Below are 23,257 nucleotides of genomic sequence, written 5' to 3'. Positions count from 1 at the left end.
CGAATTGGCTCGACCCTTGTCATTGCCGAGCTTGGCCCGGCAATCCAGTTCTCCAGACGTTGAAGACGGGGCTTCTGATGCCCGGCTCAAGCCTGGGCATGACAAAGGTGGCGCTGCAATTATTTCCGGACAACGCCTAACCGACCGCAATCACGTCCAGGACCTTCGAATGCCGAATTCCCGCATGCAGCAAGCGCCCACGCTCGACCAAGCCGACTGGCCGCCTGCCCTCGAAATCATGAACGAGGGCGGACGTTCGCCGATCGTGCTGATCTGCGAGCACGCCTCCAATCACATGCCGGCCGAATATGAAGGGCTGGGTCTGGGGGCGGCGGATTTGAGCCGGCATATCGCCTGGGATGTCGGCGCGGCCGAGGTCACCCGCCATCTTTCGCGCCTACTCGACGCGCCGGCCTTCCTGGCCGGCTACTCGCGCCTGCTGATCGATCTCAATCGCCCGCTCGGTGCACCGAGCAGCATTCCGGCCGTCTCGGAGGCGACGAAGGTCCCCGGTAATCTCGGCCTCGGCCCCGCCGAGCGGAAACGGCGCGAGGCCGTGATGTTCCATCCCTTCCATCAGGGCGTGGCGCGCTTTCTCGATGCCAGGAAAGCGCGCGGGGAAGGTAGCGTGATCGTGGCGATCCATTCCTATACCCCGGTCTTCCATGGCAAACAGCGCCCCTGGCATGCCGGGGTGCTTTTCGCGCAGGCGGCCTCGATGGGCCGAACGGTGATCGAGGCTCTGAGAGGCCGCAACCCTGCACTGCTGGTCGAGGCCAATGTGCCCTACGTCATCGATGCCAATGACTATGCCATTCCTGTTCATGGCGACCAGCGCGGCAATCCGGCCATCCTGATCGAGATCCGGAACGACCTGATCGCCACGCCCGACGGGGCCGCGCGCTGGGCCGGTTACCTGGAGGGCGCCCTGTTGGCCTGAGCGGCGCCATCCACCAGAAAACGATCGACAACGCGCTGCAGTAGCGGGGCGTAATCACCGAAGCTGCGGGTCTTGAGGCCGGCGACCTTGCCGGCCTCGTCCCACAATCTGACGCGCACGGCCTCCTTGTAGAAGGGGCTGGAACGGAATTGCGCAATCTCCGCCTTGTTCATCGGGCCGCCCTGCAGCGACAGCGTATGGCGCGAGGCGGGAGAGAGCTTGGCGTCGTAGCTCGGATCGGTTGCGCACAGATAGCGCTTGGCCGCCACATGCAGCCGCACGCATTCGGTGATCACTGGCGGGAAGAATGGTGCCAGCACCTCGGCGCCAGCATCGTCGTGATGCTTGTCCTCGGTGTCGTCGGGGGAGTAGGCGCCGAACTCGCTGGTGAAATGGCCGACATCGTGCAGCAAAGCGGCGGCGACCAACTCGTCACTGGCGCCATCCTGTTCGGCGAACCAGGCGCCTTGCAGCATGTGCTCGGCCATGGTCACGGGCTCGCCGAGATATTCCTCGGCACCGCGCCGTTCGAAGATGCCGGCGAGGAAGGGCACGATGGTGGTGGTGTCGAGAACCGGCGTGGTCATTCGGCGGCCTCCAGGCGGGTTTCGGCCCGAATGGCCGCAAGGGTGGAAAGCAGGCCGTCCTTGTCGGCATAGCAGCCCTGGAGCCAGCGTTTGCCGCTGCCCGAAAAGGCTTTGCGCGCATGCATGACCCGGGTGTTGTCGACGATGAAGAGCTCGCCAGGCTTGAGCTTGAAGCTCACTTCCATGGCGGGATCCTCCAGGATTTCGGCAAAACGTCGATAGGCAGCATAGAAGGCGGCCATCTCCGCATAGGGCACGTCGGTGAAGGCGGCTGCCGAGCGGTTGTTGAACCGGATGGCGATCATCTCGCCATCCGGCCCGAGTTCGATGAAGGGGCGCTTGGAGCGCAGGCACACCCCGGACGAACCGACATATTCGAAGCGCACCGCATGGCGGCTAAGGAGATCGAAGGCTTTCGGGTCTCCGGCCTGCAGGCGCCTGGCAGCGGCAAAGCCGTCGACCACGATGGAATCGCCACCCTCGACTGAGTTCTCCAGGCAGGCCAGCAATTGCAGCGTCGGCACGGGATCGCGATAGGGATTGTCGGTATGGGCCTGCAGACCGAGATTGGTATAGGCGAGATTGGTGGGATTGACCTCGGCGCGCACCTCGAACAAGCGGCCGTAATTGGTCTCGCGCACATAGCCGAACAGTTCGGCGACCTCGCACAGCCTGCCCGAATCGGTGGGCATGCCCGTGACCACGGCAAAGCCATGGCGCTCGACGGCGCCGAGCCAGGTGCCGAGCGCAGCGCGGTCCTGGCGCAGGCAGTCATAGGAGGCGGTCGGAACCCGGCCTTGCAGAGTGGCGTCCCAGGGCTCGATTCGCGGGCCGAGCCAGCCCGGTGCTTCGGGCGTCGGCTTGTCGTAGCGGCGTTCGTGAAGCCAATTGCCCGGAAAGACGACCTCGTGCTGCTCAGGCGCGAAGGTGATGCTGACATCGCCCTGTGCGGTAAGCACGGCGGAAGCGATCACGGTATCAGCCGGAATGTCGAGCACCGTGATCAGGCGCTGGCCATTGGTACTGCTGCGGGTGCGCGGATCTAGGGCATTGTCGCGCAGCCAGATCGCGTGGAAGCGGTGGCTTTCGCCATTGCCCCAATTGACGCGCAGGGCACGGCCCGCATCCAGGATCTCAAGTGTTTCCGCCTTCATCGCATGGTCTCCCGTCTCGATGGCGGCTATTGTGCGAAAGCCTCTGCCATCGTACAAACAATGAAAACTGTGCAGTTGACATCGTTTCAATTATGGCAGAATCGTCTCGTCTTCCGCCGCTCGTCTGGCTGCGCACCTTCGAGGCTTGCGCCCGCCATCTCAATTTCACGGCGGCCGGCGAGGAGCTCGGCCTGACCCAGGCCGCCGTCAGCCAGCATATCCGCAATCTGGAGGCCGAACTCGGCGCCGCACTGTTCATCCGCCAGCGGCGGGGCGTGGAACTGACGGCGGAGGCCGGTGCCTACCTGCCCCATATCCAGGGTGTCTTTCGCTCGCTGGCCCGCAGCACCACCGAATTGTTCGGGCGGCGAGCCGGGCAGAGTGTCGGCCTGCGCTGCCCGATCTCCTTTGCCCTGCTTTGGCTGGCGCCGCGCATTCCGGCCTTTGCCGCTGCCTTTCCGCAGATCCGCCTGGCCCTATCGACCGTGCATGTCCCCGCCGACTATGCGGATGACCGCGAAGGCTTCGACATCCGCTTCGGCATCGGCGCGTTCGAGGGGCGTGACAGCCATCGCCTGATTTGGGAACGCCTGGTGCCGGCGGCGGCACCTATGCTGCTGGCTGGGCTGACCGACCCCGGGGACTGGACGCGGCTGCCTCTGCTCTCGGTTGCCGGCGGGCGCGAAATGTGGCCTGACTGGTTCGCGCGGGCCGGCATCGCGGCCTCGGGCCGGCCGGCGCTGGTCTTCGACAGTTTCGTGGTGGCGCTGGAGGCGGCCAAGGCCGGTGCCGGCGTGGTGCTGGCCTCGCGGCCACTGGCGGATACGGCTCTTGCGGAAGGCCGGCTCCTGCCGCTGTCGGACCTCGAACTCGCCGGCGAGCGCGGCCATTTCATCACCAGCCCGGCCGGCCGGGCGCTTGCACCGCATGAGCAGGCCGTGCTGGACTGGATTCTGGACGAGGCAAGGCCCAGGCCTTGAGCCAGCTTGGCTCAAGGCCTGGGCCTGCATGCAGCGGCGCAGTGCCTCAGGGAATGGCGACCCGCAGAAGGTCCCGGTTTTCCTCGCGAGCTTCCCACGAAGGGCCGGGCGTGCCGCCCGATCGAGGCGTGCCGTCGGGATGCCGCGTGTCCAGATTGCCGGGCACCGTTGCGGAAGCGAAGGGGTCGCCTAACCGGCCATTGCCGACCCAGTCGGTGAATTGCAGCAATTGGGCGAGGGTGGCGGGTGCCGGGCCAGCCGGCAGCCAGCGGCGCAAGTCATAGGGATTAACCGTCATGTAGCGGACGGTAAAGCTTTGCGCCTTGCCTGCCTCCCGCCAGTCAGCCACCAGGCGCAGCCACTCCGCATAAGGTATATGCAAGGACAATAATTCTTCGAGGAACGGATAATGTGTTCTCGTGACTCGGGGAAGGAACAGGAAACGCATAGTATTCCCCCGTAAGCTTGAGAGAGGATTCGAATTTATCTGTCCGGCAGCATACTCCGTAATTTCCTACCTCTGGAAGTTGACCAGACGGATTAGCGCATGAAAGTCGCTACTTAATACTTGTTAGTTATCCAGGCGCCGAGATTTGCATTGCCATGATAGTCAACGGTATTAGGTTGCCAGGATATCTGCGACCTGTGGTTGTATCCAAACGACCCGGCGAGGCCTGCTACCCGAATCACGGCCTTGTTTCCAGACCTCGCCAGCATGTCGGTCGAGACGGTGGCGGCAATGACGCTACGACCATCGGCCTGACGCAAAGAGAGCCCGAATATCTGCTCCAAAGCCTTGTTTCGGCGGGTCTTGGCGCGTGCGGCCGATACCGGTAAATCGCAAAACGCTTTAGGCCTGTCGCACCGTTGTGCTATCGGGGTGCCCCCGCTGCCCACCCCAGGAGGCTATCCTTGCCGATCGATCTCAATGGATTAGGAAACCTGTTCATCCTCTATGGCATCAACTGCCTGGGGGCCCTGGTGATCACGCTGATCGGCTGGTGGGCCGCCGGCATGCTGGAGCGCCTGACCGCCAGGACCTTGACGGCGACCTCGCGCATGGATCCGATCGTCACGGCCTTCCTGTCGAGCCTGGTGCGCTATGGCGTGCTGCTGCTGGTCTTCATCCTGATCCTGCAGGTTATCGGCATCCAGGCCACCAGCCTGGTGGCCGTGCTGGGCGCTGCTTCGCTGGCCATCGGCCTGGCCCTGCAGGGCACGCTCTCCAACATGGCGGCCGGCGTGATGCTGCTGTTGTTCCGGCCCTTCCAGCTCGGCGACAGCATCGAGGTGGCCGGCAAGGCCGGCACGGTCAAGAACCTCAATCTGTTCATGACCGAGCTCGCCAGTGGCGACAATGTGCAGGTTCTCATTCCGAACGGGCAGGTCTGGGGCTCGCCGATCACCAATGTCTCGGCCTATCCCACCCGCAGCGTCAATGTGAAGGTGCCTGTGCCCTATGGCGGTAATGCCGAGGCGGTTTCGGGCGCGATCCGCGATTTCCTCAGCCGCGACGGCCGCGTGCTGCCGCTGCCGGCGGCCTCGATCGTGCTGTCCGGCTTCACGGACAAGGGCGTCGACGTGGCGGTGCAGGCCTGGGCCAAGGCGGCGGACGCCGATGGCCTCAAGGCCGAGATCGTGCAGCGGGCCGCGGCGGCGCTGACGTCCGCCGCCGCGGCCTGATCGCAGGCGGGTCAGCGTTGCGCGGCACGCCGTTCGGCGACGCGTGAGAGCGCGGCCCAGTCGAGATGGCCTTCGCCATGGGCGAGGGCATCGAGATGGTTGTCGCGCAGCACGCCGGCGAAGGGCAGCGGCACGTTGACGGCATCCGCCGCTTCCAGGGCCAGACGCACATCCTTCAGGCCGAGCGACAGCTTGAAGCCGGCGGGCTCGAAGCGCTCCTCCGCGATGGCGGCGCCATAGCCCTTATAGGGCGGCGCGGCGAAGATGGTGGAGGTCAGCATCTCCAGGAAGGCAGCCTTGGCGACGCCGTGCCCCGTTGCCAGCGTGGCCGCCTCGGCCATGGTCTCGATGGCGCTGGCGATCATGAAATTGGCGGCGAGCTTTACCGCGGCCGCCTGTTCAGGCCGGGCCCCGAAACGCCAGGTCTTCTGGCCCAGCACGTCGAACAAGGGCTGGACCCGGTCGAGCTGGTCGGTATCGCCGGCCGCGAGGATGTTGAGCTGGCCGGCCTCCGCCACGTTCACGCGCCCGAGCACCGGAGCGGCGATGTAAGAGAGGCCGCGCGCCGCGTGCTCGACGGCGATGTCTTGGGTAAAGGTGACGGAGACGGTCGCCATGTTCACGACGACGACGCCCTTGCCGAGGGCGTCCAGCGCGCCTTGGCCGAGCAGGACGTCCCGGCTCGCCTCGTCATCGGCCAGCATGGCGATCAGCACCTCGGCGCCATCAGCCGCATCGGCCGGCGAGGCAGCCGGTTCGGCCCCCAGCGCCGCGAGGCGGGCAACCGGCTCCTGCGAGCGGTTCCATGCCCGCACGCGGTGGCCCGCCTTGACCAGATTGGCGGCCATGGGGAAGCCCATGGTGCCCAGACCGAGAAAACCGACTTGCATGATCGAGAACTCCTTATTTGGAAATGATCGTTTCCGAATTGGCCAAAAAAATCAGTCGAGCACTTTCAGCGCGAGATCCGCGATATCGGCCATGTCGCCATGCCGGCGGCCGGTCTTGCCGACCACGCGCATGCCGAGCAGGATGCACAGGATGGTACGAGCGGCCTGATGGGCGCCGAGATACGGATTGACGGAACCGTCCGCCTGCCCCTGCCGGATCAGCTCGATCAGCAGCGCCTCGTTGCGGCGCAGGGCCAGCGAGACCAGGTCGGCGAGATCCTCGTCGAGGGTCACCAGTTCGACGGCGCTGCCGACAACCAGGCAACCGCGACGGCCTTCGAGGTCATGGGCGGAATCGACATAGAAATCGAGCACGGCGCGCAGCCTTTCGCGCCCGGTGGCCAGTCCCGCGATGCGGGCGCGCAGGCCGATATTGCGCAGTGAGGTATAGCGTTCGAGCGCCGCCACGAAGAGGGCGCGCTTGTCCTTGAAGGCCTTGTAGAGGCTGCCCGCGGTCAGATCCATCGCCTTGCCGAGATCGGCGATCGAGGCGGCGTGATAGCCACGCTCGCGAAAGGCGACAATGGCCTTGTCGAGCGCGGCCTCGAGATCGAACTCCCGGGGGCGGCCGGCCTGGCGGGGGGGATCGGCGGGGGAAATGGACATCGTACGAGATTAGGAAATGATCGTTTCCTAATCAAGTCATTTCATGAAAAGAGCGGACATCCTGTCCGCCTCTTCCCGCTTCAGCCCGTGACCGCCCCTTCGCTGGCCGGCCGGGCGAGTGCCGCGAACTTGGCGAGCACGCCGCGCGTATAGCGGGGGGCGGGCTGGCGCCAGGTGGCGCGGCGCCTGGCGAGTTCGGCGTCATCGACCTCCAGCTCCAGGCTCTGGCGACGGGCATCGATGGTGATGGTGTCGCCTTCCTGGACGAGGGCGATGGTGCCGCCCTCATAGGCCTCCGGTGTGACATGACCGACCACCATGCCCCAGGTGCCGCCCGAAAAACGGCCATCGGTGATCAGGCCGACGCTGTCGCCGAGGCCGCGGCCGATGATGGCCGAGGTCGGCGCCAGCATTTCCGGCATGCCGGGCCCGCCCTTGGGGCCGAGATAGCGCAGCACCACGACATCGCCGGGTTTGATCGCGTCCGATAGAATCGCGTCCATGGCCGACTTCTCGTCGTCGAACACGCGCGCCGGCCCGCTGATATAGGGGCTCTTCAGGCCGGTGATCTTGGCGACGGCGCCGCCCTCCGCGAGATTGCCCTTGAGGATGGCGAGGTGGCCTTCACGATAGATCGCCTTGTCGATCGGGCGGATGACGTCCTGGTCGGCGCGCGGCGCGTCCGGCACCTGCGCCAATTCCTCGGCCAGGGTACGGCCGGTGATGGTGAGGCAGTCGCCATGCAAGAGACCGGCATTGAGCAGGAGCTTGAGCACCTGCGGCACGCCGCCGGCCCTGTGCAGATCGACGGCCATATATTTGCCCGAGGGCTTGAGGTCGCAGATCACCGGCACCTTGCGGCGCATGCGCTCGAAATCGTCGAGCGTCCATTCCACTTCTGCGGCATGGGCGATGGCGAGAAAATGCAGCACGGCATTGGTCGAGCCGCCGGTCGCCATGATCAGCGCCACGGCGTTCTCGATGGCCTTGCGCGTGACGATGTCGCGCGGCTTGATGCCCTTTCTCACCGCCTCGACCAGCACGCGGCCGGATTCGGCGGCGCTGTCGAGCTTTTCCCGGTCAGGGTTGGCCATATTGGCCGAATTGAGCAGCGACATGCCGAGTGCCTCGAAGGAAGAACTCATGGTGTTGGCGGTATACATGCCGCCGCAGGAGCCCGTGGACGGGCAGGCATTGCGCTCGATGCCGTCGAAATCCTCCTGGCTCATCGTGCCCGCCATGAAGGAGCCCACCGCCTCGAAGGCGGAGACGATCGAAAGGTCCTGGCCCTTCCAGCGGCCCGGCTTGATGGTGCCGCCATAGACATAGATCGCCGGGGCATTGGCACGCAGGATGCCGATCATGCCGCCTGGCATGTTCTTGTCGCAGCCCCCGAGCACCAGCACGCCGTCCATCCACTGGCCCTGCACCGAGGTTTCGACGCAATCGGCGATGACCTCGCGCGAGACCAGCGAATATTTCATGCCTTCGGTGCCCATCGACATGCCGTCCGAGATGGTTGGGGTGCCAAAGAGCTGCGGATTGCCGCCGGCAGCCTTGATGGCGGCCACAGCGGCATCGGCCAGTGGCTGCAGGCCGGCATTGCACGGCGTTATGGTGGAATGGCCGTTGGCGATGCCGATCATCGGCTTGTCGAAATCGGCCTTTTCGTAGCCGAGAGCATAATACATGGCCCGGTTGGGGGAGCGGGCGACGCCTTCCGTGATGTGCCGGGAGCGCTCGTTGATCGGCATGGGATCCTCCATTGGCGGGGCAAGGCCCGCATTCAAAATCCCGCCCATGCTAGAGCCGTTCCAATCGTTGGTAAAATATATGTTTCTGGCTATATTAGGTCGTAAAAGATATGAAAAAGCAGCGGCGAGAATGGCGCGGATACCTTTCTCCCCTCGCGGGTATCGTCCACTCCACTTGGAGTGGACTGGGTACCTCGAAGGGGCGGATGAGGGGAGTCGGCGCTTCGCTCGGATGGGTTTGGTGAAACCCCTCATCCGGCTCCGCCACCTAAGGCACTTCCCTAGGAAGGGCCAGATCCCGCAAGGGGATAAGGAACCAAACCGATAGAAGGAGCCCCATGGATCTGCGGCAGCTGCGCTATTTCCTGACCGTGGCGGAAGAGCTGCATTTCGGCCGTGCCGCCGAGCGGCTGGCAATGACGCAGCCGCCGCTCAGTCAGGCCATCCAGGCGCTGGAGGCGGAGCTCGGAGTCAAGCTGTTCGCCCGCACAAAGCGCCATGTCGCGCTCACACCGGTCGGGCGTGCATGGCAGGTTCATGCCCGGCGGGTGCTGGAGGACGCCAATGGCCTGCCCGACATGGCCCGCCGCCTGTCGCGCGGGGAAGCGGGTCTGTTGCGGCTCGCTTTCGTCAGCACCGCCGATTACAGCCTGCTGCCGGGCCTGGTCAGCGCGTTCCGGGAACGGTACCCGGCCGTGGAACTGGCACTCACGGAAATGACCAGCGACCTCCAGATCGAGGCGCTGCTGGAAGACAAGGTCGATGTCGGCATGGTGATCGCCTCTTCGCGCACCAGCCTGCCCGGGGCACTCGATTACCGGCCGCTGCTGCGCGAACCGCTGGTCGCGGCCGTGCCCGAGGCCTGGATCGAGCAGGGACGAGCCGGTTTTACGGGGCAGGGGCTGCCGATCGACGCCCTGGTGGCGGCACCCCTGATCCTGTTTCCGCGACGCAGCGCCCCTTCTTTCCATGACATCGTCTCCGGTTATTATGCCGCGCATGGCGCGACCCTGCCGGTCAAGCAGGAGGCGATCCAGATGCAGACGATCATCAGCCTCGTCGCCGCCGGCATGGGGCTGGCGCTGGTGCCGCGATCGCTGCAACGCCTGCAGCGCCAGGGCGTGCGCTATCTGGCCCTGCGGGATGCCGCGCCGGTGATCGAGACCGGGCTCGCCTGGCGTCTCGAAGATCGCGCACCGGCCTTGCGGCGTTTCCTGGAAGTGGCGGAGAAGGAAGCAATCTGGAAGGAAGCACTCTGAATGTCCGTCATCATCCGACGTCTCGGCCCCGCCGATGGCGACGACTATCGCACTATTCGCCTCGCCGCGCTTGCCACGGCGCCGGATGCCTTCGGCAGCACCTATGCGGCCGAGGTCGTCAGGCCGGCAGCGGCCTTCGCCGAACGGCTGTCGCAGGCCACAGTGTTCGGAGCCCATAGGGATGGTCAAATCGTCGGCATGGCCGGCTATCGGCGCCATGACGGCCTCAAGGACAAGCACAAGGGCAGTGTCTGGGGCGTCTATGTCGAGCCGCAGTGGCGGGGGCAGGGCATTGCCGGTGCGCTGATGCAGGCGGTGATCGGGGCCGCGCGTGGCGAGGTGGAACAATTGCTCCTGGCTGTCGTGCAAGGCAATGACGATGCCCTGGCGCTCTACCGCCGGCTCGGCTTCGAGATCTATGGCGTCGAGCCACGCGCGCTCAAGACCGGGAACGGCTATGTCGACGAGGCGCTGATGATACGTTTTCTCGGTGACGACGAGGAAGGCTCTACAACGTCGGGAACGCCGTCGTTATGATGAGCGCGTGGGCACCGCCTCACCGATTTCAACATGGGAGCGTGGGGTCGTTCCGGCACCGCCCGCGAAAGGTTCCGCACGCTCCAAAGATCGAGGTTGAGCGATGAATGACATCGCCCCACACGGCATTCGCTTCGGGCGGATCGCCGCCATGTTGCCTGTCAAGGACATCCAGCGCGCTCATGATTTCTATGTCGGCGTCCTCGGGTTCGCCAAGACCTTCGAAAACGGCAATCCGGTCGGCTTCATGATCCTCAAGCGGGAAGGCGCCGAACTGCATCTGACGCTGCAGCCGGGCCACAAGGCGGCACCCTTCAACGTGGCGCATCTGATGGTCGATGATGCCGATGCCCTCCATGCCCTGTGCGAGGCCGACGGCCGGCGGATCGTCAAGCGCTTGCAGAACAAGGATTACGGCCTGCGGGCCTTCGTCTTCGAGGATCCGGACGGCAACCGCATCGATGTCGGGCAGTCCCTGTAATCGCCGCAGGAATCGGGTTGCCGGCACCAGGCCGGCAACCCATTCTCGCATCTTTCGAGGCAGGACTGTTTGGCATGCATGCGTGGAGCGAGGAGGGTGGCTGGGCCGAGGCGGGCTCGATGCGCCAACAGGAGGTGCGCGAAGCCTTGATTCGCGCAGTGGAGGAGACCCCTCCCCAACTCAAGGGGCGCGACCTGCTCAAGGCGGACTGGATCGACACCCCCATCGGCGCCATGCTGGCGGTCGGCGATCGCCATGCTCTGCATCTCGTCGAGTTCTTCGACCGCAAGGCCCTGCCGGGTGAGCTCGCGCGCCTGCGCAAGGCGGCCCGCTCGGCCATCGCCTTCGGGCGGTCGGCGGCGATCGACAAAATCGAGGCCGAGCTCGCCGACTATTTCGCCGGGCGCTCGCCGGTTTTCGCCACGCCGCTCGCCTTGCATGGTTCGGACTTCACCAGGCAGGTCTGGCAGGAGCTGAGGCAGATTCCGGCCGGGATCTGCCTTTCCTATGCCGCCCTCGCCGGGCGATTGGAGCGCCCCTCCGCCTTCCGGGCCGTGGCGCGGGCCAATGGCGCCAATCCGTTCGCCATCGTCGTGCCCTGCCACCGCCTAGTCGGCTCCGACGGCGCGCTCACCGGCTATGGCGGCGGCATCTGGCGCAAGCGCTGGCTGATCGAGCACGAGCGGCGCTGGAACCGATCGCCTGGAGCAGCACCTCATGATTGACGGCGTGACCGCGCGCTTGATCGAAAACGATAAAGGCACCGACCCGTGTCATGCCCGGGCTTGACCCGGGCATCCAACTTTTCGTCGCGACCCTGTTGAAAGGGAAGGCTGGATTGCCGGGTCAAGCCCGGCAATGACAAAGGTCGCGCTGTTCCATGAGGCACTCCAAACAGGCATCGAGTCTTTGGCTTTGCAGGGCCTCGCTTGCTCTGTAATGAGGGGCGGACCCTTTCTTCCAAGGCGTTTTTGGGATTTGCCGGAAACGGCAAGAATCGCAAACACGCGCTTTGCTCCAGGAGACTCGCTCCCATGGCCCTACTTTTGTGCATCACCCAGTGGGAGGTCGAGCCCTGGCTCGAGCGGCTGCGCCGCCTGGCGCCGGATCGCGACATCAGGGCTTGGCCCGATGTCGGCAATCCCGCCGACATCACCTATGCGGCCGTGTGGAAGCAGCCTCCGGGCCTGCTGGCTGGTCTGCCCAATCTGAAGGGCATCGTTTCGCTCGGCGCGGGAGTCGATCACGTCCTGTCCGATCCGACCCTTCCCAATGTGCCGCTCGGCCGCGTGGTGGACGACAATCTCACCGGCCGGATGAGTGAATGGGTGGTGATGCATGCCCTCATCCATCTGCGCAACCAGAGCGATTACTATCTGCTGCAGCGCCAGAAACTGTGGCGCGAGGTGATGCCCTCGCCGGCCGCCCATGAATTGCGGGTGGGCGTGATGGGCCTGGGCGTGCTCGGTGTCGATGCCCTCGGCAAGCTTAAGACGATGGGCTTCGACGTCGCCGGCTGGAGCCGGACGCCCAAGCATATCGAAGGCGTGAAGACCTATGCTGGCGACGAGCTCGATGCCTTCCTGGGCCGCACCGACCTGCTGGTCAGTCTGCTGCCGCTGACACCGGCCACCAAGGGTATTCTCAACCGGGCCCTGTTCGAGAAGCTCGCCCATGATGGCGTGCTCGGCGCGCCTATCCTGATGAATGCCGGCCGCGGCGGCCTGCAGGTGGAGGCCGACATCATCTCGGCGCTCGACGAGGGTGTGTTGCGGGCCGCGACGCTCGATGTCTTCGAGACCGAGCCTCTTCCGGTGGATAACCCGCTCTGGGAGCATCCACGCGTGACGATTACGCCCCACAACTCGGCGATATCGGATGAAGACGCGGTGGGACGTTTCGTGCTGCGCCAGATCGAGCGTCACGAGCGAGGGCTGCCCTTCGAGGCACCTGTGGACGCCGCCCGGCATTATTGATCCGCAAACCGCCTCCGATTCTTCATAACGCACTCATATCGCTAGGAAAATTCGGAGATTGGAACTTTATTTGCGGAAGGGCATTCCTGCTCGCGGGCGACGTCGTGAAAATAATGTAACGTTGACGCCGCCGCCATACGGTCTTACCTAATTGGGGGCGACCTCAGGGTGTGTCGTCAGTTATGGCTTCGGGTTTGACGGAAGCCATAACTGACGACACGTCCAAGGGGGTACCACCCGGATGCCGGCCCTTCGGCCTGCGTGTCTCAAGAAGCGGAGCGAAGCATGACGCTGCGTGTCTCAGGACAAAATCTCGACATTGGCGATGCATTGCGGACCCACGTTCAGGCGAGGGTTGCCGAGAGCCTGTCGAAATATTTTGACCAATCCTACACCGGCCAAGTCACCGTGAAGAAGGAAGGCACCGGTTTCCGAACCGATTGCCGTATCCACCTTCCCACCGGGCTTACCTTGCAGACCGAATCGATGGCGCATGACCCGCACGCCAGCGTCGATCTGGCGACGGAACGCCTGACCAAGCGTCTCAAGCGCTACAAGCATCGCATCAAGGACTATCACGCCGGCCCGGACACCGCGACCGCGGCCGAGTCGACCGACTACGTCATCACGGCGCCGAACGAGGAGGAGGGATCTCCCGAGGAGTTCACGCCGGTGATCGTGGCCGAGAACACCACCAAGATGAAGCGCCTTTCGGTGAGCGAGGCCGTTGTCGACCTCGATTTGACCGGTGCGGCCGCCCTCGTTTTTCGCCACGCTGGACATGGCCGCGTGAACGTGGTTTACCGCCGCCCCGACGGCCATATTGGCTGGATCGACCTGCCGCAGACAACGGCAGAGTCGACCTGACAGGCCCACCAGATCGAGCGCCCGCCTCCCAAGAACATTTCTGAAGGGGCGGGCGCCAAGCTATTGAGCCGGCCCTTTCGCATGGGCTCCCGGCTCGAACCCCCACGAGGAATGCGATGCCTTTGAGTGATCTGCTGCCGCAGGATGCTGTGCTTCCGGCGCTGAGAGTAAACTCGAAAAAGCAGGCTCTGCAGGAAATTGCCGAACGTGCCGCTGCACTGACCGGCCTGGGCGAGCGAGAAATCTTCGATACGCTGCTTCAGAGAGAACGCCTGGGATCGACCGGCGTCGGCAACGGCATTGCCATCCCCCATGGCAAGCTTGCCAAGTTCAACCGGATCTTCGGTTTGTTTGCCCGCCTGGAGCGGCCGATCGACTTCGAGGCCCTGGATGGCCAACCGGTCGACGTTATCTTCCTGCTGCTGGCGCCCGAAAGCGCCGGCGCCGACCATTTGCGAGCCTTGTCGCGCATTGCCCGCATGCTGCGCGATCCCAGCATCGTGCAGAAGCTGAGGGCGACCAGTGACGCGGCGGGTCTCTATTCGATCCTGTGCGAGGAGCCGGCGTCACACGCCGCCTGAGGGTCTCGGTGTGCCGGCCTCCTCAGCTCCATCGAGGGATGGAGCGGGACCGGCAGGGGACCTCGGCCTATGTCGGGAGGCGATGGCCGGTCTGAAGACCGACACACCGCGTAGCCAGCCTCCGGCTCAGAAGTCCCCAAGCCCCAATACATCAGCCATGGAATAATAGCCCGGCTTGCGGCCGAACCCCCAGAGCACGGCCTTGAGGGCGCCCCTGGCGAACATCGTGCGGCTTTCGGCCTTGTGCGAGAATTCCAGGCGCTCGTTCTCCCCTGCGAAGATCACGCTGTGCTCCCCGACCACGGTGCCGCCCCGCAAGGTCGCAAAGCCGATATGGCCCTTCTCGCGAGCGCCGGGGTGGCCGTCGCGCACCCGGTCGGCATTGGCGTCGAGATCGATGCCGCGGCCCGCAGCGGCGGCCTGGCCCAGCATCAGGGCGGTGCCGGAGGGCGCGTCGACCTTGCGGTTGTGATGCATTTCCAGGACCTCGATGTCGAAATCCGCATCCAGGCTCTTGGCGACGCGCTTGACCACGGCCGCCAGCAGGTTGACGCCCAGGCTCATATTGCCGGACTGCACGATCACCGCATGGCGCGCCGCCGCCCGGAGGCGGGCGAAATCCTCCTTCGACAGGCCGGTGGTGCCGATCACATGCACGATGCGCATCTGCGCGGCCAGAGCAGCCAGCTCAACGGTGGCGGCTGGCGCTGTGAAGTCGATGATGCCCTCGGCCGAGGTCAGCAGGCTGAGAGGATCGTCGGTGACGATGACACCATTGGCATCCAGGCCGGCAAGGCGGCCGGCGTCCTGGCCAATGGTTGACGATCCGGTCCGCTCGACGGCACCGGCGAGCACGACGCCCGGCGTCTCCGCGATCATGCGGATCAGGGTCTGCCCCATGCGCCCGGAGGCGCCTGCTACGACGAGCCGCATGTCGGCCATGGTGAACTCCTTGTCTGCCGGGCGCTCGAATGTCCGGGCATAGGCACTGGGATCGTGTGAATGGCGAAACGCCAGCTAGCCCTTCTCCCCGCTTCGCAGGGCGAGGGGGCCCTATCGTCGCGCTCCTTCGTTGCGTCTACCATCTCGCTCGACCGTTGTCCTCGTGCCTTTGGGCGTCCCCATCCGTTCATGGATGGGCTCTGCCTCAGACGTGACTGCCGTACCTCGTATTACCGCAACGCTCGCTCCATGATGATTGCCGTCGCCGGCGCCCCCTTGGCCCGGGCATAATAGGCTTGGCGTCTTGCGATCTCGTTGAAACCGTGGCGCCGATAGAGGCTGATAGCCGCGACATTGTCCTCGGCGACCTCCAGGAAGACCTTGTGGGCGCCTGCCGCGGCGAGACGGCCGAGATGGTGCTGCAGCAACAATGTCGCCAGGCCGGCGCGGCGGGACGCGGGCGCCACGGCGACGGTGAGGATCTCGGCTTCATCGACCACCACCCGCGACAGGGCAAATCCCGTTGGCGCTCCCTTGCCGCCCGGGCGGGCGAGATGGGCGATCGTCAGGCGGTCGGCCAGCATGCGTTCGAATTCATGCACATCCCAGCCCCGTTCGAAGCCGGAAGCATGGATGGCGGCAAGGCCCACCGCGTCGCCGGCCTTTGCATCGGCGATTACGGGAGGCTGTTTGCGGCCGAACCAGCTCATGCCCACGCCCTCATTGCCGACGCCCTCATTGCCGCGCGATCTGGCCGTTCTGCTGCGGCGTCGCGTCGGCGGGCTTGAGATAGGTCGGCTTGGGCGGCGAGTCGGCGGGATCAGCGAGCAGGCCGAGCCTTGCCACCCAGTCGATGTCCGGGGCGGGACTCGCATCGACGATATGACCTGCCGTGCCGGCGGCCTTGGCTTCCTCGAACAGCAGTGGCGCGGCCGGCCCCGCCATCTTCACCGTCGTCGGCCCGAGGACGCGCGCGGCCTCGCGCAGCGGGATGCAACTGGCCTCGACGATGCTGCGGCCGCGATTGGAGAACAGTTCGAAATAGACGTTGCCATGGCGGGCATCGATGGCGACGGCGACGTGCTGGCCATCATTCTCGTCGATATGAGGCGCGGCGATCGCCGCCAATGTGGAGATGCCGACACAGGGCACCCGCAGCGACAGGGCAAAGGCCCGTGCGGCCGAGATGGCGACGCGCAGCCCGGTGAAGGAACCCGGTCCGACAGTGGTGGCGATACGGTCGATCAGGGAGAAGCCGCCGGAATGCTCGACGACGTCGCGCACCAGCGGGATCAACGCCTCGGCCTGGCCGCGCGCCATCGGCAAGGTCTGCGAGGCGATGGCGCCATCATCGGAATCGAACACGCTGGCCGAGCAGGCTTCGAGGGCTGTGTCGATGGCCAGGATACGCATGGAAAACACCTATGGGAGGCCGGACCGTCCGGCTGCCGCCAAATCCCAGCGATATCGCAGGACTTGGCCCCTGTGCAACGCCCAATCCGATAAAGAGGCCGAATGGCTCTTTGTGCTAGACCTAAAGCGCCTTGTTCCAAGCAGCGTTTCCCGGCGAGGCGCACCGATGGGCCTCGCCGGGAAACGCTGCAAACGTTTGATATCTTGCAGATTCTTCTTGATCGTGGCCGTGGCTCGATCAAGAAGAATCTGCTTAGGGGACCAGCAGATAGATCGGCAGATAGCCCTTGTCCTGCAGCAATTCGACCAGTTCGGCCACCGGGAAGGCGGCCAGGAACAGGCAGGCGTCCAGGAAGGTGCGTGTCACCAGCGAGGTCTGGATCTCCAGGGTCGGCACCGAGCGCCAGAGCGAGAAATTCGGCAGGAAACGAGGCACGCGGGCGCAATAGGCGGCGTAGACGGCGCCGAACTTGGCGTGGAGGAACTGCTCCTCCTTATGCGTCACGATGCTGAAGATCACCACGGTGATGGTGAAGACCAACGCTGCCGTGGTGATGGTGCCGAACTGGGCCCCGGCGCCAGCGGCGCCGATGAAGGAGAAGACGTAAAGCGGATTGCGGCAGATCGAATAGGGGCCGTCCTCGACGATGAGCTGCTTCTTGCGACCGCCGATATAGAGGGAGCACCAGGTCCGTCCGACGATGGCGATCACGATCAGGACCAGCCCGACGCTTTCGATGGTTTCGTGGAAGCCGTGGCCGGCATCGTCCTGCCACAGGGAGTCGGTGAACAGCAGCACCACGAAACCGAGCACGCCCAGCAAGCCGAGGACGATCCGGCGTATGGTCTGCACGGCATTGATGTCGATGGCATTGCCGATATTGCCGCTGCCCTTTGTGTTGTTCATGTAGTCACTCGATTGAGGTGCCGGCCCGCGTGGGACCTGCGCCCCGGCATCACGCCAAATGCAAGATTCTCGACATGAGAATGTCATGACACTACTTCGCGCAAGCGCCTGCGTCCACGTCCTACGCCGTGCAAAAGCCACAATGCTCTTCAGGCCGGGCGGTCGGGGATGGTGATCCGGAACGTGGCGCCGCCTTGATCCGCCTCCTGGCCGAGCAAGGTAAGCGTGCCGCCATGCGCCCGGGCGAGTTCGGCGGCAATCGCAAGTCCGAGGCCGGAACCGCCGGGGCGCGTCGAGCCGGAAAAAGCCTCGAAGAGCTTCAGGCCGGCCTTTTTCGAGACGCCCGGACCATTGTCGGCGACATCGATGGTTACGACGGTGCCTGCCCGCCATCCGCTGATGCCGATTGTGTTGGGTGAGCCGTCGGGCGCGGCATAGCCGTCGAGGGCCTGCGCTGCGTTGCGGCAAAGATTGAGCAGGATGCGCGAAAGCTGGTCGGGGTCGGCGTCGATCTGCAGGCCGGGCTCGAGCTTCTCCGTCCAGATCAGCTTGTCGTTGGCCTCGCCGAGGCCGAGGAGTTCGCGGGTATCGGAGACGACGGGCGCGAGTGCCATCCGACGGCGTGCGGGGGTGGGCTCGGAGGCGAGCCCATAGGAAAGCGAGGACTGGCAGAAGGCGATGGCTCGGCCGATGGTCTGGATCAGTTTGGGCGCCAGCCGCTGCACGATGGGATCGTCGGTCTCGGTCAGGCGGTCGGAAAACAGCTGCGCGGCGGCCAGCATGTTGCGCAGGTCGTGATTGATCTTGGAAACGGCGAGGCCGAGCGCCGCCAGCCGGCTCTTTTGCTGCAGCATGCCATGGAGTTGGCGCTGCATGGTGGCGAATTCGCGCTCCGCCACACCGATTTCGTCGTTGCGGCCGGAGGTGCGGATCACGCCCGCTTCATCCTCGGGATCGGCGGCAAAGCGCATCATGGCGCCGGTGAGCCGGCGCATCGGGCGCACGATGAACAGGCTGAGGGTGAGATAGATCAGGCCGGCGGTGATGGTTGAGATGGCGAGTGTGATGGCGAGCCAGCGCCGGGCGAAATCGTACATGCCCTGTTGGAGCGGCGTCTCGTCGACGACGATCTCGACATATTGCCCATGCATGGGGGCATCGCCGATCACGCGGATGAAGCGTCCCCTGGGAGCCAGCAGCGTATCGAGCGCGTCGCTGATCGCCTCCATCGCCGTGAGGCTGCGCAGGTCCGTGGCGATGGCGACGGTGGGCGGCATGTCGGAGGAGGCGAGCAGTCGCTTGCTGTCGTCGGTCTTCAACGCCACCATCTTGGCGCCCACCGAGGCGAGGATCTGCCGGGCGAGATCATCGGAAACCATGCCGTCGGGCGCCGCTTCCAGCACCAGCGCCGCGGTGATGGCGGAGGCGATGCGATTGGAGAGCCAGTTTCGGCGATAATTGGCCACCACCGGCAGGTAGACCAGCACTTCGGCCAGCAGGCCGAAGAGGATGGTGAGGACGAGCAGGCGGGCCGACAGTCCGAAACGGCCGGGCCTGTTGCCGGGCTGGGGGCTGATGGAAGAGGAACTGGACACGCCATTGCCTTAAAGGAATTTGGCAAGGCTCGCCAGAGGCTGCTTGCGAGGGCGGCTTTGGAGCGCGGACTTCCAGTCCGCCTCTTGCCAACTCACCAAGCGCGGTGTTTCCAAGAGCGGACATCGCGACATGCAAGCGTCTCGCTGAGAAGTCCACGGTTCGGGCAACGTCCCATTGCTTTTTTCTGGCTTTTTGGCTGCGCTTCGACTATAGGGCCGCATCCCGGCGCGGATGTGCCGGATTTTACCCGCCTCCGCCGACCCCGCTGGACGACATCCCGGCCGGGCCTTGGTGGACGGCGATCCTGGCCAGACAGGCCTCCTTCGTCGCAAGACGGTACCGGCAATCGCGCGCCTCGCGCCGCGAAGGCCTATGAAAGGACTATCGATGTCGATCTCGCAAGAGCGCAAGACCGCGCTCATCAAGGAATATGGCGCCAAGGCCGGCGATACCGGTTCTTCGGAAGTGCAGATCGCGATCCTCACCGAGCGCATCACCAATCTGACCGGCCATTTCAAGTCGCATGTGAAGGACAACCACTCCCGTCGTGGCCTTCTCAAGATGGTGGCTCTGCGCCGCTCGCTGCTCGACTACATCAGGTCGCGCGACGAAGAGCGCTACAAGTCGATCATCGCGCGTCTCGGCATCCGCCGCTAAGACTGATCAAGCCCGGAAGGCTCCATGCCTTTCGGGCTGTTCCATTTCAAGACCGGGACGCGGCGGCATGGGGCCGGCGCGAAAGCCCACAGACCGGATAGGCAGCAGGCCATGGCAGGATCGCAGGAAGCAAGCCTCGAACGTTGAATGTGAGGATGCTTCCCGCCATCTTGCGATGGCTGCTTTTGTTTCAGGCGCCGTTGGTAGACGCCCTGCCTCGTCCGGTCGATCCACACAACAGGATTGATCCTTAATGTTCACAATTTATCGCGAAGAGCTGGAATGGGCCGGCCGTAAGCTGACCCTCGAAACCGGCAAGATCGCCCGCCAAGCCGACGGCGCCGTGCTCGCTTCCTATGGCGACTCGACCGTGCTGGCCACGGTGGTTTCGGCCAAGGAGCCGAAAGCCGGCATCGATTTCTTCCCGCTCACCGTCAATTACCAGGAAAAGGCCTTTGCGGCCGGTCGCATCCCTGGTGGCTACTTCAAGCGTGAAGGCCGCCCGTCCGAGCGCGAGACCCTGATCTCCCGCCTGATCGACCGTCCGATCCGCCCGCTTTTCGTCGATGGCTATCGCCATGACACCCAGGTCGTCGTCACCGTGCTGTCGCATGACCTGATCAACGACACCGACGTCCTCGCGATGGTCGCCGCCTCCGCTGCGCTGACCCTGTCGGGCGTGCCCTTCATGGGTCCGGTGGGCGCCGCCAGCGTCGGTTTCGTCAATGGCGAGCTCAAGCTCAACCCCACCCTCGACGAGATGAAGGAATCCTCCCTCGAGCTCGTGGTCGCCGGTACCGCCGACGCTGTGCTGATGGTGGAATCGGAAGCCAAGGAACTCTCCGAGCAGACCATGCTCGAGGCCGTCATGCTCGGCCACAAGGGCTTCCAGCCGGTGATCGAGGCGATCATCCGCCTGGCCGAGAAGGCCGCCAAGGAACCGCGCGACTTCCAGCCCGCCGACAATTCGGAACTCGAGAAGGCGATGCTCGCCGTGATCGAGACCGAGCTGCGCGCTGCCTATTCCATCACCGCCAAGCAGCAGCGTTATGCTGCCGTGGATGCCGCCAAGGCCAAGGTGTTCGCCCACTTCCTGCCTGAGGGCGCCGAGAACCCGGCTTATTCCAAGCAGGTCGTCGCCGAGGTCTTCCATGACCTGCAGGCCAAGGTCGTGCGCTGGAACATTCTCGACAAGGGCGTGCGCATCGACGGCCGCGACGTGAAGACGGTCCGCACCATCGTCGCCGAAGCCGGCATCCTGCCGCGTACCCATGGTTCGGCCCTGTTTACCCGTGGCGAGACCCAGGCCCTTGCCGTTGCCACACTGGGCACCGGCGACGACGAGCAGTATGTCGACAGCCTGGAAGGCACCTACAAGCAGCGCTTCATGCTGCATTACAACTTCCCGCCCTATTCGGTGGGTGAGACCGGCCGCATGGGTTCGCCCGGCCGCCGCGAAATCGGGCATGGCAAGCTCGCCTGGCGCGCCCTTCACCCGATGCTGCCCCCGCAGCACGAGTTCCCCTACACCATCCGCGTCGTCTCCGAGATCACCGAGTCCAACGGCTCGTCCTCGATGGCGACGGTCTGCGGCACCTCGCTGGCTCTGATGGACGCCGGCGTGCCGCTGCGCGCCCCGGTTGCCGGCATCGCCATGGGCCTGATCCTGGAAGGCGAGCGCTTTGCCGTGCTCTCCGACATCCTGGGTGACGAGGACCATCTCGGCGACATGGACTTCAAGGTTGCCGGCACCGAAGGCGGCATCACCTCGCTGCAGATGGACATCAAGATCGCCGGTATCACCGAAGAGATCATGAAGGTCGCTCTGGAGCAGGCCAAGGGCGGCCGCCTCCACATCCTCGGCGAAATGTCCAAGGCCCTGTCCGGCGCCCGCGCCGAGCTCGGCGAGCATGCCCCGCGCATCGAGGTGATCACCATTCCGGTCGACAAGATCCGCGAAGTGATCGGTTCGGGCGGCAAGGTCATCCGCGAGATCGTGGAAAAGACCGGCGCCAAGGTCGACATCCAGGACGACGGCACCATCAAGGTCGCCTCGGCTTCGGGTACGGCGATCAAGGCCGCGATCAACTGGATCAAGTCGATCGCGTCCGAGCCCGAGCTCAACGCCATCTATGAAGGCACCGTGGTCAAGACCACCGATTTCGGCGCCTTCGTCAACTTCTTCGGTGCCAAGGACGGCCTGGTTCACATCTCGCAGCTCGCTGCGAACCGCGTGAACAAGGTCACCGACGTGATCAAGGAAGGCGACAAGGTCAAGGTCAAGCTGCTTGGCTTCGACGAGCGCGGCAAGGTCCGCCTGTCGATGAAGGCCGTCGATCAGGCCACCGGTGAAGACCTGGAAAAGAAGGCCAAGGCAGACGGCGAAGCCGCCGCCGAGTAAGGCAGCCTTCCAGCGCCATGAATCAGAAAGGGCGGCCCCGGCGGGCCGCCCTTTTTGCTGTCCGGCTTGCTGTCAGGCCGCGCTGGCCCGGGACACCCGATAGCGCGGGGCCGGCTTGGCGTGGGAGAGGTTCGGCGACAACGCCTTGCGGGTGGCCTCGAAGCTATCCCAGTCGGCGATGTCGGGCAGCGCCGGGATGGTGGCCAGTTCGCCCTGGTCGAGGCCGGCGAGGGCGGCGTCCACCATGTTTTCGGCCGACATCACGCCGATGCTCTCCGGCAATTGCTCGACAGGCACGCCGAGGACGTTCCAGAAATCGGTGGCGGTGGCGCCGGGCAATACGGCCTGGACACGGATGTTCTTGTCGGCCAGCTCGTGATGCAGGCTCTGGCTGAAGGCGAGCACATAGGCCTTGCTGCCGCCATAGACGCCGTTGAGCAGCTCCGGCGCTACAGCCACGATGGAGGCGATGTTGACGATGGTGCCGCCGCCGCGCTCGACGAGGCCGGGGACTGCGGCATAGGTCAGCCGCGTGAGAGCGGTGACGTTGAGGCCGATCATTTCTTCCATCTTCTCGACCGAAGCCTGGAGCAGGGGTGTCGCGCTGCCGAAACCGGCATTGTTGACCAGCCCCGTGATGCTCTTGTCGCTCTTCAGCACGGTCTCGACGGCGGCAAGGCCGTCCTTGGCGTTCAGATCGGCGGCGAGGATGCGCACCTGGCGGCCGGTTGCCTTCTCGATGCGGCCGGCGAGGGTCTTGAGCTTGTCCTCGCTGCGGGCGACCAGGATCAGGTCGTAGCCGCGGCGGGCTAGGCGGTCGGCATAGACGGCGCCGATACCGGAGGAGGCACCCGTGATCAGCACGGTGCCCTTCGGGGTGGTGGACATGGGAAATCTCCATGGGTTGCAATGAGCGGAGATTAGACCCGCTGGCTTTTGTCTCAAATGTCATATATGCCACCTTTCAGGACACAAAGAGGAGGCGC

24 protein-coding genes are annotated in these 23,257 nt (G+C 64.8%); 12 read left to right on the top strand and 12 right to left on the bottom strand.

The window, feature by feature from the left end:
- The first annotated feature begins 169 nt into the window (after positions 1–169).
- Positions 170–940: an N-formylglutamate amidohydrolase gene (locus ACR9ZN_RS20200; protein WP_454816114.1), complete on the top strand. Its 771-nt coding sequence runs from the start codon at positions 170–172 to the stop codon at positions 938–940.
- Here the strand turns inward: ACR9ZN_RS20200 and tmpB are convergent.
- Together tmpB and tmpA are read right to left on the bottom strand one after the other, a co-directional pair.
- Positions 913–1,527 carry a (R)-1-hydroxy-2-trimethylaminoethylphosphonate oxygenase gene (gene tmpB, locus ACR9ZN_RS20195; protein ID WP_481273022.1) on the bottom strand — a complete coding sequence of 205 codons (615 nt, stop codon included), beginning with the start codon at positions 1,525–1,527 and terminating at the stop codon, positions 913–915. The two genes, ACR9ZN_RS20200 and tmpB, sit on opposite strands and share 28 nt — an antisense overlap.
- On the bottom strand, positions 1,524–2,681 hold the full coding sequence (gene tmpA, locus ACR9ZN_RS20190) for a 2-trimethylaminoethylphosphonate dioxygenase (protein WP_481273021.1): 1,158 nt from the start codon (positions 2,679–2,681) through the stop codon (positions 1,524–1,526). Before tmpA ends, tmpB begins: the two co-directional genes overlap by 4 nt.
- 92 nt (positions 2,682–2,773) lie before the next feature.
- On the opposite strand from tmpA, the gene ACR9ZN_RS20185 reads away from it, so the two are divergent.
- The gene (locus ACR9ZN_RS20185; protein WP_481273020.1) at positions 2,774–3,661 is read left to right on the top strand and encodes a LysR family transcriptional regulator; all 888 of its coding nucleotides are present in this window, start codon (positions 2,774–2,776) and stop codon (positions 3,659–3,661) included.
- Positions 3,662–3,707: 46 nt separating this feature from the next.
- Here the strand turns inward: ACR9ZN_RS20185 and ACR9ZN_RS20180 are convergent, their stop codons facing one another.
- The gene (locus ACR9ZN_RS20180; protein ID WP_454816106.1) at positions 3,708–4,043 is read right to left on the bottom strand and encodes a hypothetical protein; all 336 of its coding nucleotides are present in this window, start codon (positions 4,041–4,043) and stop codon (positions 3,708–3,710) included.
- Positions 4,044–4,573: 530 nt separating this feature from the next.
- On the opposite strand from ACR9ZN_RS20180, the gene ACR9ZN_RS20175 reads away from it, so the two are divergent.
- Positions 4,574–5,344 carry a mechanosensitive ion channel family protein gene (locus tag ACR9ZN_RS20175; protein ID WP_454816104.1) on the top strand — a complete coding sequence of 257 codons (771 nt, stop codon included), beginning with the start codon at positions 4,574–4,576 and terminating at the stop codon, positions 5,342–5,344.
- Positions 5,345–5,355: 11 nt separating this feature from the next.
- Here the strand turns inward: ACR9ZN_RS20175 and ACR9ZN_RS20170 are convergent, their stop codons facing one another.
- The 3 genes from ACR9ZN_RS20170 to ilvD form a co-directional block, all read right to left on the bottom strand.
- Positions 5,356–6,273, bottom strand: coding sequence for an NAD(P)-dependent oxidoreductase (locus ACR9ZN_RS20170; RefSeq protein ID WP_481274375.1), 918 nt, complete (start codon positions 6,271–6,273; stop codon positions 5,356–5,358).
- A 12-nt stretch (positions 6,274–6,285) separates the two neighbouring features.
- A complete protein-coding gene (locus tag ACR9ZN_RS20165) occupies positions 6,286–6,900 on the bottom strand; it encodes a TetR/AcrR family transcriptional regulator (protein WP_481273019.1) in 615 nt (204 codons plus the stop codon).
- An 80-nt stretch (positions 6,901–6,980) separates the two neighbouring features.
- Entirely contained in the window at positions 6,981–8,654 is a 1,674-nt protein-coding gene (gene ilvD / locus ACR9ZN_RS20160) for a dihydroxy-acid dehydratase (protein ID WP_481273018.1), read from the bottom strand.
- 338 nt (positions 8,655–8,992) lie between these two features.
- On the opposite strand from ilvD, the gene ACR9ZN_RS20155 reads away from it, so the two are divergent.
- From ACR9ZN_RS20155 to ptsN, 7 genes are all read left to right on the top strand, one after another.
- Positions 8,993–9,913 (top strand): LysR substrate-binding domain-containing protein, encoded by a 921-nt coding sequence (locus ACR9ZN_RS20155; RefSeq protein ID WP_434958229.1) that lies wholly within the window; start codon positions 8,993–8,995, stop codon positions 9,911–9,913.
- Complete coding sequence (locus tag ACR9ZN_RS20150; RefSeq protein ID WP_481273017.1) at positions 9,914–10,450, top strand: N-acetyltransferase family protein; 537 nt, start codon at positions 9,914–9,916, stop codon at positions 10,448–10,450.
- A gap of 103 nt (positions 10,451–10,553) precedes the next feature.
- Positions 10,554–10,931, top strand: coding sequence for a glyoxalase superfamily protein (locus ACR9ZN_RS20145; protein ID WP_454816096.1), 378 nt, complete (start codon positions 10,554–10,556; stop codon positions 10,929–10,931).
- A gap of 74 nt (positions 10,932–11,005) precedes the next feature.
- A complete protein-coding gene (locus ACR9ZN_RS20140; RefSeq protein WP_481273016.1) occupies positions 11,006–11,656 on the top strand; it encodes a methylated-DNA--[protein]-cysteine S-methyltransferase in 651 nt (216 codons plus the stop codon).
- Between the two features lie 309 nt (positions 11,657–11,965).
- Positions 11,966–12,907, top strand: coding sequence for a 2-hydroxyacid dehydrogenase (locus ACR9ZN_RS20135; protein WP_441773234.1), 942 nt, complete (start codon positions 11,966–11,968; stop codon positions 12,905–12,907).
- Positions 12,908–13,192: 285 nt separating this feature from the next.
- Entirely contained in the window at positions 13,193–13,774 is a 582-nt protein-coding gene (gene hpf, locus ACR9ZN_RS20130; RefSeq protein WP_434958224.1) for a ribosome hibernation-promoting factor, HPF/YfiA family, read from the top strand.
- 116 nt (positions 13,775–13,890) lie between these two features.
- Positions 13,891–14,355 carry a PTS IIA-like nitrogen regulatory protein PtsN gene (gene ptsN / locus ACR9ZN_RS20125; RefSeq protein WP_149253567.1) on the top strand — a complete coding sequence of 155 codons (465 nt, stop codon included), beginning with the start codon at positions 13,891–13,893 and terminating at the stop codon, positions 14,353–14,355.
- 126 nt (positions 14,356–14,481) lie between these two features.
- Here the strand turns inward: ptsN and dapB are convergent, their stop codons facing one another.
- The 5 genes from dapB to ACR9ZN_RS20100 form a co-directional block, all read right to left on the bottom strand.
- Positions 14,482–15,297: a 4-hydroxy-tetrahydrodipicolinate reductase gene (dapB, locus tag ACR9ZN_RS20120; RefSeq protein WP_434959702.1), complete on the bottom strand. Its 816-nt coding sequence runs from the start codon at positions 15,295–15,297 to the stop codon at positions 14,482–14,484.
- A gap of 230 nt (positions 15,298–15,527) precedes the next feature.
- Complete coding sequence (rimI, locus tag ACR9ZN_RS20115; protein ID WP_434958223.1) at positions 15,528–16,007, bottom strand: ribosomal protein S18-alanine N-acetyltransferase; 480 nt, start codon at positions 16,005–16,007, stop codon at positions 15,528–15,530.
- 25 nt (positions 16,008–16,032) lie between these two features.
- Entirely contained in the window at positions 16,033–16,710 is a 678-nt protein-coding gene (gene tsaB, locus ACR9ZN_RS20110; protein WP_481273015.1) for a tRNA (adenosine(37)-N6)-threonylcarbamoyltransferase complex dimerization subunit type 1 TsaB, read from the bottom strand.
- A 253-nt stretch (positions 16,711–16,963) separates the two neighbouring features.
- The gene (locus tag ACR9ZN_RS20105) at positions 16,964–17,617 is read right to left on the bottom strand and encodes a methyltransferase family protein (protein ID WP_481273014.1); all 654 of its coding nucleotides are present in this window, start codon (positions 17,615–17,617) and stop codon (positions 16,964–16,966) included.
- 149 nt (positions 17,618–17,766) lie between these two features.
- Complete coding sequence (locus ACR9ZN_RS20100) at positions 17,767–19,212, bottom strand: sensor histidine kinase (protein WP_441773231.1); 1,446 nt, start codon at positions 19,210–19,212, stop codon at positions 17,767–17,769.
- Between the two features lie 388 nt (positions 19,213–19,600).
- On the opposite strand from ACR9ZN_RS20100, the gene rpsO reads away from it, so the two are divergent.
- Positions 19,601–19,870: a 30S ribosomal protein S15 gene (gene rpsO / locus ACR9ZN_RS20095; RefSeq protein ID WP_434958219.1), complete on the top strand. Its 270-nt coding sequence runs from the start codon at positions 19,601–19,603 to the stop codon at positions 19,868–19,870.
- Positions 19,871–20,123: 253 nt separating this feature from the next.
- Positions 20,124–22,271 carry a polyribonucleotide nucleotidyltransferase gene (gene pnp, locus ACR9ZN_RS20090; RefSeq protein ID WP_434958218.1) on the top strand — a complete coding sequence of 716 codons (2,148 nt, stop codon included), beginning with the start codon at positions 20,124–20,126 and terminating at the stop codon, positions 22,269–22,271.
- A gap of 72 nt (positions 22,272–22,343) precedes the next feature.
- Here the strand turns inward: pnp and ACR9ZN_RS20085 are convergent, their stop codons facing one another.
- Positions 22,344–23,159 (bottom strand): SDR family NAD(P)-dependent oxidoreductase, encoded by an 816-nt coding sequence (locus ACR9ZN_RS20085; RefSeq protein ID WP_481273013.1) that lies wholly within the window; start codon positions 23,157–23,159, stop codon positions 22,344–22,346.
- Between the last annotated feature and the right edge of the window lie 98 nt (positions 23,160–23,257).

The organism is Labrys sp. HAY1-8F, assembly GCF_056754975.1.
Note: the sequence above shows the minus strand (reverse complement) of the source record. Positions and strands in the feature narration are given on the sequence as shown.

Bases quoted from the DNA above. Each gene is read 5' to 3' on its own strand.
- tmpB (WP_481273022.1), bottom strand. From the start codon at position 1,527: ATGACCACGCCGGTTCTCGACACCACCACCATCGTGCCCTTCCTCGCC.
- ACR9ZN_RS20150 (WP_481273017.1), top strand. From the start codon at position 9,914: ATGTCCGTCATCATCCGACGTCTCGGCCCCGCCGATGGCGACGACTAT.
- ACR9ZN_RS20155 (WP_434958229.1), top strand. From the start codon at position 8,993: ATGGATCTGCGGCAGCTGCGCTATTTCCTGACCGTGGCGGAAGAGCTG.
- ACR9ZN_RS20140 (WP_481273016.1), top strand. From the start codon at position 11,006: ATGCATGCGTGGAGCGAGGAGGGTGGCTGGGCCGAGGCGGGCTCGATG.
- ACR9ZN_RS20085 (WP_481273013.1), bottom strand. From the start codon at position 23,159: ATGTCCACCACCCCGAAGGGCACCGTGCTGATCACGGGTGCCTCCTCC.
- ilvD (WP_481273018.1), bottom strand. From the start codon at position 8,654: ATGCCGATCAACGAGCGCTCCCGGCACATCACGGAAGGCGTCGCCCGC.
- ACR9ZN_RS20185 (WP_481273020.1), top strand. From the start codon at position 2,774: ATGGCAGAATCGTCTCGTCTTCCGCCGCTCGTCTGGCTGCGCACCTTC.
- tmpA (WP_481273021.1), bottom strand. From the start codon at position 2,681: ATGAAGGCGGAAACACTTGAGATCCTGGATGCGGGCCGTGCCCTGCGC.
- ACR9ZN_RS20200 (WP_454816114.1), top strand. From the start codon at position 170: ATGCCGAATTCCCGCATGCAGCAAGCGCCCACGCTCGACCAAGCCGAC.
- rimI (WP_434958223.1), bottom strand. From the start codon at position 16,007: ATGAGCTGGTTCGGCCGCAAACAGCCTCCCGTAATCGCCGATGCAAAG.
- ptsN (WP_149253567.1), top strand. From the start codon at position 13,891: ATGCCTTTGAGTGATCTGCTGCCGCAGGATGCTGTGCTTCCGGCGCTG.
- tsaB (WP_481273015.1), bottom strand. From the start codon at position 16,710: ATGCGTATCCTGGCCATCGACACAGCCCTCGAAGCCTGCTCGGCCAGC.
- pnp (WP_434958218.1), top strand. From the start codon at position 20,124: ATGTTCACAATTTATCGCGAAGAGCTGGAATGGGCCGGCCGTAAGCTG.
- ACR9ZN_RS20135 (WP_441773234.1), top strand. From the start codon at position 11,966: ATGGCCCTACTTTTGTGCATCACCCAGTGGGAGGTCGAGCCCTGGCTC.
- rpsO (WP_434958219.1), top strand. From the start codon at position 19,601: ATGTCGATCTCGCAAGAGCGCAAGACCGCGCTCATCAAGGAATATGGC.
- ACR9ZN_RS20105 (WP_481273014.1), bottom strand. From the start codon at position 17,617: ATGAACAACACAAAGGGCAGCGGCAATATCGGCAATGCCATCGACATC.
- dapB (WP_434959702.1), bottom strand. From the start codon at position 15,297: ATGGCCGACATGCGGCTCGTCGTAGCAGGCGCCTCCGGGCGCATGGGG.
- ACR9ZN_RS20165 (WP_481273019.1), bottom strand. From the start codon at position 6,900: ATGTCCATTTCCCCCGCCGATCCCCCCCGCCAGGCCGGCCGCCCCCGG.
- ACR9ZN_RS20145 (WP_454816096.1), top strand. From the start codon at position 10,554: ATGAATGACATCGCCCCACACGGCATTCGCTTCGGGCGGATCGCCGCC.
- hpf (WP_434958224.1), top strand. From the start codon at position 13,193: ATGACGCTGCGTGTCTCAGGACAAAATCTCGACATTGGCGATGCATTG.